The 9558-nt window shown below is 47.1% G+C and carries 12 protein-coding genes; 10 read left to right on the top strand and 2 right to left on the bottom strand.

Translation table 11 applies throughout. The features are described from left to right. The coding region (locus tag B3P58_RS05310) for an SLC13 family permease (RefSeq protein ID WP_286716418.1) at nucleotides 1-877 on the top strand (877 nt) is incomplete at its 5' end. Nucleotides 878-954: 77 nt separating this feature from the next. Here the strand turns inward: B3P58_RS05310 and B3P58_RS05305 are convergent. Then, nucleotides 955-1425: a bacteriohemerythrin gene (locus B3P58_RS05305; protein ID WP_145469274.1), complete on the bottom strand. Its 471-nt coding sequence runs from the start codon at nucleotides 1423-1425 to the stop codon at nucleotides 955-957. Nucleotides 1426-1690: 265 nt separating this feature from the next. On the opposite strand from B3P58_RS05305, the gene B3P58_RS05300 reads away from it, so the two are divergent. The 8 genes from B3P58_RS05300 to B3P58_RS05265 all read left to right on the top strand — a co-directional run bounded on the left by B3P58_RS05300 (nucleotide 1691) and on the right by B3P58_RS05265 (nucleotide 7938). Next, entirely contained in the window at nucleotides 1691-2551 is an 861-nt protein-coding gene (locus B3P58_RS05300; RefSeq protein WP_286716417.1) for a Tim44 domain-containing protein, read from the top strand. 755 nt (nucleotides 2552-3306) lie between these two features. Then, nucleotides 3307-4920 carry a tetratricopeptide repeat protein gene (locus B3P58_RS05295; RefSeq protein WP_286716416.1) on the top strand — a complete coding sequence of 538 codons (1614 nt, stop codon included), beginning with the start codon at nucleotides 3307-3309 and terminating at the stop codon, nucleotides 4918-4920. 113 nt (nucleotides 4921-5033) lie between these two features. After that, nucleotides 5034-5456, top strand: a complete 423-nt coding sequence (locus B3P58_RS05290) for a hypothetical protein (protein ID WP_286716415.1) — start codon at nucleotides 5034-5036, stop codon at nucleotides 5454-5456. A gap of 85 nt (nucleotides 5457-5541) precedes the next feature. Next, the gene (locus B3P58_RS05285) at nucleotides 5542-5913 is read left to right on the top strand and encodes a hypothetical protein (protein WP_286716414.1); all 372 of its coding nucleotides are present in this window, start codon (nucleotides 5542-5544) and stop codon (nucleotides 5911-5913) included. A 170-nt stretch (nucleotides 5914-6083) separates the two neighbouring features. Further along, complete coding sequence (locus B3P58_RS05280) at nucleotides 6084-6320, top strand: helix-hairpin-helix domain-containing protein (protein WP_230330790.1); 237 nt, start codon at nucleotides 6084-6086, stop codon at nucleotides 6318-6320. Between the two features lie 15 nt (nucleotides 6321-6335). After that, a complete protein-coding gene (locus tag B3P58_RS05275; RefSeq protein WP_286716413.1) occupies nucleotides 6336-6743 on the top strand; it encodes a hypothetical protein in 408 nt (135 codons plus the stop codon). A 53-nt stretch (nucleotides 6744-6796) separates the two neighbouring features. Next, nucleotides 6797-7294 carry an N-acetyltransferase gene (locus tag B3P58_RS05270; RefSeq protein WP_286716412.1) on the top strand — a complete coding sequence of 166 codons (498 nt, stop codon included), beginning with the start codon at nucleotides 6797-6799 and terminating at the stop codon, nucleotides 7292-7294. Nucleotides 7295-7323: 29 nt separating this feature from the next. Then, nucleotides 7324-7938, top strand: a complete 615-nt coding sequence (locus B3P58_RS05265; RefSeq protein WP_286716411.1) for a class I SAM-dependent methyltransferase — start codon at nucleotides 7324-7326, stop codon at nucleotides 7936-7938. Nucleotides 7939-7950: 12 nt separating this feature from the next. Here B3P58_RS05265 and B3P58_RS05260 read toward each other — a convergent pair whose 3' ends face one another. Continuing rightward, on the bottom strand, nucleotides 7951-8628 hold the full coding sequence (locus B3P58_RS05260) for a phosphatase PAP2 family protein (protein ID WP_186435928.1): 678 nt from the start codon (nucleotides 8626-8628) through the stop codon (nucleotides 7951-7953). Nucleotides 8629-8918: 290 nt separating this feature from the next. Between B3P58_RS05260 and B3P58_RS05255 the strand changes: the two genes are divergently transcribed. Then, a partial coding sequence (locus tag B3P58_RS05255) for a GTP-binding protein (protein ID WP_286716419.1) occupies nucleotides 8919-9558 on the top strand: 640 nt, incomplete at its 3' end.

The raw sequence follows: 9558 nt of genomic DNA, 5'->3' as shown, positions 1-9558 counted from the left end.
CCGCGAAAAACATCACCGCACCTATGTATTTACCCTGCTCGGCGTTGCCTACTGCGCCAGTATTGGTGGTATTGCCACACTGGTTGGCAGCCCGCCGAATGCCATTGCAGCGGCACAGAATGGCATGACATTTGTGGATTGGATGAAACTGGCGCTGCCGGTTACGCTGGTTCTGCTGCCGGTTGCTGTCGGCGTACTGTACTGGGTACTTAAGCCCGATCTGAACCAACGCTTCAGCGTGCAGAAAAGTACTCTGGTCTGGGATAACAACAAACGTATTACCCTCGCCATTTTTACCCTGACCGTACTGTGCTGGATATTCAGTGCGCCGTTAAACTCCTGGCTTGGTGGCCTTGCCTCGTTTGATAGCGTTATTGGCATCAGCGCGATAATCGCACTCGCGGTCAGCGGCGTTGTAACCTGGAAAGACATTGAAAAAACCACCGACTGGAGTGTGCTGTTATTGTTCGGTGGTGGTCTGTGCCTCAGCGCAATTTTAAAAACCACCGGCACCAGTGAATTTCTGGCGCACAGTATCGGCGATTTTCTTCACTCCGGCGGCACTCTCGCAGCACTGCTGAGCATTGTGACCTTCGTGGTGTTTCTTACCGAGTTTGCCAGCAACACCGCCAGCGCCGCACTGTTAGTACCGGTGTTTGCGGCCATTGCCGACAGCCTGGGTGTATCACCCGTTATTCTGTCGGCACTGATTGCTATCGCCGCATCCTGCGCCTTTATGCTGCCGGTCGCCACGCCACCCAATGCCATCGTGTTTGGCAGCGGTTATGTGCAACAAAGTGAAATGATGCGTGCAGGCATCTGGCTGAACCTGGCCTGTATTATTGTACTGACCCTGTTCGCCTGGTTGTTCTGGTAAATACAAGCCCGTAAAAACGTATAAAAAAACGGCTGTCCGCCAAAAGCGTCAGCCGTTTTTTATGCCAGAGAGTATGATCAGGCGTTGGAAGTGTTGTTACCAAAAATCCGCTTCAACGCCGAATTAATCCAGCCTTCTTCCCGTTTCAGTACTTTTTTTACCACCGGCACATAATCAACATCTTCGTGGCGGATATGCTGAATAAGCCACGCCATTAATGATGTACGTACCCGGCGGGCGATACCAAAAGGATCACGACCGCTGGTCAGCTCTTCCTGCATACGGGAAATTTTATCTTCAAAGCGGCGATGCACCATCTGGTGCGCACTCAGCAAAACATAGCCCGCCTGATTCATTAACTGTTCTTCAAAGGCAAAATGGTCAAGGGTGTAGTCGCGCAGGCGCTCCATAACATCAAAGACTTCATCAACATCTTCAGAACCAATAGCATGGGTCAGATCATTGATGTACTGCACAATCTGCCGATGCTGAGCATCAATTACCTCAATTCCCAGATTAAGGTCAGCGGTCCACTCATACATATCCATAGCCGGAACATCCTGTCGCTGTTGTTTTTATTAATAGACTCCGGCGAGTCTAGAGAAATGGCCTGATCAGAAATTGACCTGAATCAATTCACACACACTTTGAATGGTTAAATTCACGCAAAATAAAACGTCCATCACATTTACGATTCCTGCCAATTCCCTGCATGACGCCCCCTTCTCACTGCCCTATGATGCATGCCTGAAAATGGCTTTTCTGCGGAAACCCTATGCAGAAAGACCGGCATAAAAATACAACGAGGATACTATGAAAGCCTTCTGGACCCTGTTCACCGCCCTGATGCTTACCTTCGGACTCGCCAGCACCGCAGATGCGGCACGCTTTGGCTCCGGTGGTTTTGGCAAAACCAAATCTGTACCTTTCCAGCAGAAAAAAGCCACCCCGGATCAGACCCAAAAACAGCAGCCAGCCAATAGCGCCCGTCCGGGCAGTGGCCTGGGTAAAGGCCTGCTGGGCGGCCTGTTGGCCGGTGGTCTGTTCGCCTACCTGCTGGGCAGCGGCGCGTTTGAAGGCATTCAGATGATGGATATTCTGCTGCTGGCGCTGGTTGGCTTTGTTCTGTTTAAGCTGTTGCGTGGCCGCGCCGCTCAGCACAATGCGCCACAGAGTGCTTATTCCGCTGCCGGCAATGCTGCCCAGCAACGTCAGAGCTTCGATATGGGCAACCTGGCCGACAGCGGTGCTGCTCCGGCCTCTGGCAACAGCGCCGCTTTTGCTGCCGAAGCCAGCATTGATCTGCCAGCAGGTTTTGATCAGCAAGCCTTTATCGACGGCGCCTTACAGCACTACCGTGAAGTGCAGGAAGCCTGGAATCAGGGCAACCTCGACACCATCACTGAATACGTCAGCCCGGGCCTGTATGCCGCCCTCGCCAACCAGCGCAACCGCATGATGGTGCCACCACAAACCGAAGTGCTGGATTTAAGCGCCGAAATCGTCGCCGCCGGTCAGGCCGGAGACAACGCCGAAATCAGCCTGCTGTTTAAAGGCCGCGTACGCGACCTGCTGGAAAAATCCGAAGACGGTATTTTTGATATCTGGCATCTGGAGCGCGATCTGAGCAAAGACAACGCACCATGGTTAATTGTGGGCATTCAGGCCGAATAACCGTCGCGGTTATTTTGCCGGAACACCGGCAAATGCTTTTTACCATGACAGCAACAGGGCAGCACAATGTGCTGCCCTGTTTTTTTATGGCCGCCCGCACAGCGCTACTCAGCAGAGCCTGAACCTGCCCGACTATGGGTAATACAGCATTGCCGCCTTGTGCCAGTTGTAACTGTTTCTATCAATTATTGAATCGCTCCCTGAAGTTCAGTACTCTCGAACCTCAGCAGGGAGGCCACCATATCGTACGAACACACCGTCCGGACACACGCCCTCCCCGCTTACAATCCCGAATGATAAAACCACGCGATTCCTGCCCTGCGTATACAAGGACGGGCGGCAGCGTGTCTGGAATACAAGCAGACCAGAACGATTTTCACTGCCAGAAAAGCACTGAAAATCACCAACGCAAAATAATATACAAACAACCAGTATATTTTACTGTTTATGGAATCTGATGCGCGTTTACGCTCCGGCAGAAAAACGCGCATGCGCAGATTGACACCTTCAATTCAGAAAAAATGGAAGAAAATCAATCACTTAATATTCTGCGAAAAGTGATAACGCGCAAAGTGTAAAGAGCGACTCAAGGTAAAAGCGCGCATGCGCGTTTATATCCTGACAAGAAAGAAAATAACGATGATTTCTACAGCCCGGACAATAGGTTAGGCTGGAAATCTGAATAAGGGCTTAGGTGTGTTAATGAGCATGCCTACTAAGAAACTGTTAGGCTTACAAGGTGATAAATATAATTCATGTCTGATACACCAAATACCGTACTAGAAATAACGCAGATAATAACTGGGTTTTTATCTGAAAATATGGTCAGCCTTTTGTTTTTAGTGCTACTAATAATTTGCAGAGATGCTATCTCTAATTTTATTTCTAGGCTAACTTCTTTTTCTTTCAGGAACGGCAATTCCGAGATTGGGATGAACGCTGTCGCGCCAATAAATGGAAGCAACGAGAAAGTAGTTAAGTTATCGAATGCTGATGAAAAGCCGATAGACCATGATGAAGAGACGGAAAAAGAAGAAAAGGCCAAGGAGGAAGGCTGGTTTTCAGAGATGCACACTGCATTTGAAAATGGGAATTTAGACGCAGCCGAAAAGGTTTTTAAAAAGTATGCATTGGAAGAAAAAGATGAAGTTAAGTTAGAGGAAAATAAGGCGATTTATCTTTTCTTTAAGTTTGAGAAAGGTAAGGACAACGCGGCAATTCTTGAGCTAGAAGAGTTGGCGCGCACAGCAAAGACCGAGGAATCAAAGCTAAATAGCTTAACATGGCTTTCATTCTGTTTAAGTGACAGCATGCAATACAATAAGGAAGTCCAGATTTGGGAAAAAGCAGTAAACGAATTTAAATCAGAGCCTTTGATTACAGAAGCTAAAGTAAACTTAGCCCATGCAATGAATAAAGATAATGATCCAGTTCAAGCACGAGGGTTATTAATTAGTCGTTTGTTAAAGGTTGAAGAGGAAAATCAAAAGGCAAAAATTTATGAAGCCCTTTCTAAAATTGAAGAATCTCTAGGTAACAAAACCATTTCTATCTATTGCAAAGATAAATCTTTAGAATTTGATCCCAATAATCGAGACGAGTTATTTAATTCTGCTTATGCAGCAAGCAATGAAGATATCGATGACATATCAATAAGTAACTACCTAAGACTAATTAGAATTGATGGTGAAAATTCTACAGCATTAAACAATCTGGGTGTGCGTGCTCAAGAAGCTGGCTTGAAAATTAAAGCTATTGATAACTATAAGAAAGCTGCCAGTTATAAAAATACTTTAGCAATGGCCAATCAAGGGTATTTGTTATTAGATGCAGGTTTTACCGAAGAGGCAGAAGAAATTGCCAAAAAGGCATTAGAGTCAGATGATACGCATGAAAATGTATATAGATTAATCACTGCCATTAATGAAAAGAAAGAAGAGCAGAGAGAAAAGTGGGAAAAATTGAGTAAAAAATCACTCAGCCGTCAGAAACTAATTCGTTCTTATATTGAGCAATATTATCTGGGTAATCCTAAAGAGCTTGAGGGCGAATGGTTTGTTAAGGGCGTAACTCAGACAAAAGTTGTAGTAAGTAACCATAAGTTAGAGGCGTCTTGGGAAGAGCCAGCTTCAGCGCTTGGAGGAAGCAAGTATTCTGTTAAGTTGATTGGCAGCGTTTCTGGCTCTTCATTCTCGGGTCAATATACAAAAAAATTGATTGGAGATAGCCCAAATACCCTGCTTGGATTGGCTGGAAACACCAGCAATACATGCATAGGTTTTGTTTCTGATGGCGGAAGTAAATTAACTTTGATGGCGTCAAAGGTAAATGATGATTTTTCATTGTTTCTATCAAGAAAAAATGCCTAACAAGTGCATCTTGCCGGATTTGGGTAAACTGTCACCTGTTTTGCAAAAAATGCAAAACAGCCGCCATTTCACCCAAACCGCAAATGCAGGCGTTAAGTGCCCAAGGAGAAACTGTGCCAGCTAACGGAGCAATATACATTCAAAGAGATAAAGTAAATCTCTCTGAAGTATTCGAACAAGTAAGAAGCGATAAAAGATTATTCCGTAAAGCAACATACTATGATGTTGATTTAGGCGAAGATACGGTCCGGTTTAATATTATGGAATCATCAAAAGTCCAGAACCATATAAATGGCTTTCTTGGTTACATTTCCTCATTGGATCAAGATCCCAAAAGAAAGGCAGATACAAGTTATGCCATTGGCCATACGAAAGTTGTGTTGGGTCTAGTATCAGAAAGGGAGTTTGAAGAAAATCATGCAATTTGGCAGAGCCTATTCACCATCGCCGACAAGTATAATGGCTTTGTATTTGTGCACGATAGCGTTTTACTCCCTAATGGGGCTGTTTTGGTTGGACCTTTGCTAGATGCTTAGAAAACACTTAACAAGTCAACAAGGGCGCTTCACGCCTTGATCCGCTAACGCGATCCCTGCTTGAAGGGCTAGGAGAGGGTAAATAATGAGCATCGATTTAAAAAACTCAGAAGGATTAGAGTTCGATATTTCAAACATTGGATGGGCATTTTACCTGAATATTGCAATCGAATATGGTTGGAAAGAAAAAGGAACTTTACCTCCTGAAGGTTGGCAAGGCCAATGGAATGGTGCATATGACATGTCTGAGGGTCAACTGGTTTCAGAAGCTGACGCAAAAAACATGGCAAGTGCATTAGAAACATATTTAGAAGATCCAAATAAAATTAATGTTGCAAAAGCTATGGCCAAAGAGTTTGAAAAGGTTGGAATTCCCGTAGAAGTTGATGAAAATGATAAAGAATTTTTGTCAGAATATATAATTTCTGCAAAGAAATCAGAGTTCCGAATATGGTAATTCCTAAAAAGTGGCTGCTACGGATTGGTGATCTTTCCCCGCTTTAACGGACACCAAAGTTAAACCGACGAGGTGTCCAATGCCAAAAAATACTCAGCCAAGAAAGACTTTGATTTTGACCGAAAAAACTACCAAATCCGAATTCCCCTCCCCTTAAAATAAAGCAATCTATGAAATTTTCTGAACCTGAAAAAGAAGCCCTGCTGGCGCTGAAGGGCGTTGGCCCGACCGTGATCAAACGCTTTGAGGAAATTGGCATCAGTTCGCTGGCTGAGCTGGCCACTTACAACGCAGAAGATATCGCCGAGAGAGTGGCTCAGATGCTGAGAACCACCTGCTGGAAAAACAGCCCACAAGCGAAAGCGGCAATTAATGCCGCGATTGAACGGGCCAAAGCCGGTTTATAAGCGGAAATTTATGCGATGAAACGTACAACACTGAATATTATTATTTTCCTGTTGGGAGCTACCGCGGGCTTGTTCAGTGCCTGGGTCTGTTCCTATCACCAAATTCCAACGGCGGCAGACCAACAGCGATTACTGGAAAATGTGATGCGCTATGCCAGCACGGAAATTGCCGCAGAGAATTACGCCTGTGAAGGCAGCCCGGTTACCACAGTGGGCGCTGTTATTGCCTCGCTGCTGGAAATGAATAATACAGCCAGCAGAAACCGTCTGAGTTACGGTTGTTATAACGGAGTCTGTACGCTGTCGGTTTCCGATTGCAAACCCTGGCAAAATCAGGAATGTTCCACCCGATTTTTAAAATTTGAGCGCGATAGCCAACAGCAGATTCTGCCAGACAGTTTCAGTTGCCTTGATATGCCCTGAACTCTCTTTGTTGTTAAAACTCTCTTTGTTGTTAAAACTTCCCCCGGATAATTATGATCAGACCCGCTGCCGGTATCCGTCTGGATACCACAACCTCCCCCACTACGCTGCCCCCACCCGGCGCAGGCAGCACACAGGCAGCCCGCAGTGATATCGACGCAATACTGACAGTCTGGCTGGATGCGTCCGTTAAAGCCCATGATTTTATTGAGTCATCATTCTGGCAGTCTCAGCTGGATACTATGCGCGATGTGTATTTACCCAACTCCGATGTCTGGGTATTTGAGCTGAACGCACAGGTTGTCGGTTTTTATGCTCTGCATGACAACACGCTGGCCGCCATATTTGTTGCTCCGCAACAGCAGGGTCGGGGCATTGGTAAACAATTATTAAATCACGCCAAACAGCAGCGCAATGAGCTGCATCTTACGGTATATAAAGCCAACGAACCCAGCTGTCGTTTTTACCGGAGTCAGGACTTTACACTGGTCCGGGAACAAACCGACAGTCATACCGGACATACTGAATTACTGCTGCACTTTACGGCGTAGTCCGCCACACGTAAGCAAAGGAAATGACGATGAAGGATTCAAAGACATTCTGGGATAACAGTGCACAGCGCTATGCCAAAAGCCGGATTCAGGATGAAGCGGCCTACCGTAAGAAGCTGGAAATAACCCAGCGCTATCTGCAACCCGATTGGTCAGTACTGGAGTTTGGCTGTGGCACCGGCAGCACCGCGATGGTTCATGCGCCGTATGTTAAAGAGGTTCTGGCAACGGATATTTCCGACAATATGCTGGCCATTGCGGCACAGAAAGCCAAAGATGCTGGTATCGGTAATATCCGTTTTCAGCAGGGAACGCTGGAAAGTATTAATCCACCCGCGGCCAGCTTTGACGCCGTGCTGGGGCTGAATATCCTGCACCTGCTGGAAGATCCGGATTCCGCTATCAGCGCCAGTTATAAGGCGTTAAAACCAGGCGGTGTATTTATTACCAGCACAGCACTGGTGAAGGAAATGAATATCCTCTGGCGTATGATGATTCCGGTTATGCAGGTGCTGAATCTGGCGCCCTTTGTGAATCGTTTTAATAAAACGGAGTTAGTGGAAAAACTGACCCGGGCCGGATTCAGTATCGATCATCTCTGGCAACCGGCAGCACAGTCCGTTTTTATTGTTGCCAGAAAATAATCAGAGGTTTTTTCAGGCTTTTTTATCGTCCTGAATCCGGCTGTAACCCAGAATCCAGTAGCTCATCAGCCGGTAGGTAAAATAGCAGACAAAACCGGCAAAAATCGTATCACTTAAAAAGTGCCCGCCCTGCACAATACGCCCGGCGCTGACCACAATACCCACGGCCATACCAGCCCAGAACCAGCTGCGACGACGGAAGACCCAGGCAAAAGCCATCAGCCAGAATCCCATCGCCGCATGTCCACTAACGAAAGATTTACATTTTTTTGCACACTGGTCAGAAATCACAAAGGCCGGAGTAAAACCACTGTGGCCACCAAATTCCTGCACCTGTTTTGGTCGTGCGCGCTCGAAACCTTCTTTAAACACGCCGTGTACCAGAATGCCGGGGCCCGCCAGCAACGACACCAGAATAAATACCCAGGCTTTACGCTGCGCCTGTGCAATACCACCTTTAACAAAGGTCAGTGCGACGGCAATCAGTAATACCGGCACCAGCACATAGGGCACATAACGAAATAACGCATACACCGACTCGCTGACCGGGTGATTGGCCAGCGGCCAGCGGCCTTGTTCTGCGTCGTAAAACCAGCGGCTGACGCTCAGATCAATCTGCGGAAAAATGACAAAAATAGCGGCCAGAAGAATAAACAAAATCCAATCGATGTGCTGTTTTGCAAAAGCCATGTGGGTTAAATCCGCGTTAAACATAAAGAGCGCAAGGATAACGGTTTTCATGCCAACAGCCCAGTGACCAGCTCCTGCCAGGCTTTCTTACATGGCCTAACGGCAGAGCTCTCTTACGCGTTCTTCCGGCGCCCTTCTGTTACTTGCGGCTCACCGTTCTCTTCTTATCTTGCTTTCTCAAAATCATAAATGTTACGTTATAACATGTGTTAATTATGATAACTCACGCAACCCAGTACGAGGATTCAATGAACGCTCCTGCGACTTCCCCCACCCATTCAACTCCGGCGATGGCCGATACCCGCCTGCCGGTTACCGTGCTGTCGGGCTTTCTCGGTGCCGGTAAAACCACTCTGCTCAATCATATTCTGCATAACCGCGATAACCGCCGGGTGGCGGTGATTGTTAATGATATGAGCGAGGTGAATATCGATGCTGCATTCGTAAAAGACGAAGTTGAGCTGAAGCGTGGTGAAGAAAAACTGGTGGAGATGAGCAACGGCTGCATTTGCTGCACCCTGCGCGAAGACCTGTTAATTGAGGTACGCCAACTGGCGGAAGCCGGGCGCTTTGATTACCTGGTGATTGAATCCACCGGCATCGCCGAGCCTCTGCCTGTAGCTGAAACCTTTACCTTCGCCGATGAAAATGGCGTCAGCCTGTCGGATATTGCCCGCCTGGATACTATGGTCACGGTGGTCGATGCGGTGAATTTTCTGCAGGATTTTGACGCCGCCCGTTCATTGCAGGAAAGCGGTGAATCCTTGGGTGAAGACGACCAGCGCAGCGTCAGCGATCTGCTGATTGATCAGATTGAATTCTGCGACAAGCTGTTGATCAGCAAAACCGATCTGGGCAGCGCGGAGCAACTGCACCGCCTGCAGGCCATTCTGCACAGTCTGAATCCACGCGCTGAACAGATCCCGATGG

It is taken from the genome of Thalassolituus sp. UBA2009 (assembly GCF_002335285.1).
GTDB classification, from domain to species: domain Bacteria; phylum Pseudomonadota; class Gammaproteobacteria; order Pseudomonadales; family Oceanobacteraceae; genus Venatoribacter; species Venatoribacter alkanivorans.
Note: the sequence above shows the minus strand (reverse complement) of the source record. Positions and strands in the feature narration are given on the sequence as shown.

What these genes read in the sequence shown, in the direction of transcription:
- B3P58_RS05300 (WP_286716417.1), top strand. Translation starts at nt 1,691, where the DNA reads ATGAAAGCCTTCTGGACCCTGTTCACCGCCCTGATGCTTACCTTCGGA.
- B3P58_RS05305 (WP_145469274.1), bottom strand. Translation starts at nt 1,425, where the DNA reads ATGGATATGTATGAGTGGACCGCTGACCTTAATCTGGGAATTGAGGTA.
- B3P58_RS05285 (WP_286716414.1), top strand. Translation starts at nt 5,542, where the DNA reads ATGAGCATCGATTTAAAAAACTCAGAAGGATTAGAGTTCGATATTTCA.
- B3P58_RS05265 (WP_286716411.1), top strand. Translation starts at nt 7,324, where the DNA reads ATGAAGGATTCAAAGACATTCTGGGATAACAGTGCACAGCGCTATGCC.
- B3P58_RS05275 (WP_286716413.1), top strand. Translation starts at nt 6,336, where the DNA reads ATGAAACGTACAACACTGAATATTATTATTTTCCTGTTGGGAGCTACC.
- B3P58_RS05270 (WP_286716412.1), top strand. Translation starts at nt 6,797, where the DNA reads ATGATCAGACCCGCTGCCGGTATCCGTCTGGATACCACAACCTCCCCC.
- B3P58_RS05260 (WP_186435928.1), bottom strand. Translation starts at nt 8,628, where the DNA reads ATGGCTTTTGCAAAACAGCACATCGATTGGATTTTGTTTATTCTTCTG.
- B3P58_RS05280 (WP_230330790.1), top strand. Translation starts at nt 6,084, where the DNA reads ATGAAATTTTCTGAACCTGAAAAAGAAGCCCTGCTGGCGCTGAAGGGC.
- B3P58_RS05295 (WP_286716416.1), top strand. Translation starts at nt 3,307, where the DNA reads ATGTCTGATACACCAAATACCGTACTAGAAATAACGCAGATAATAACT.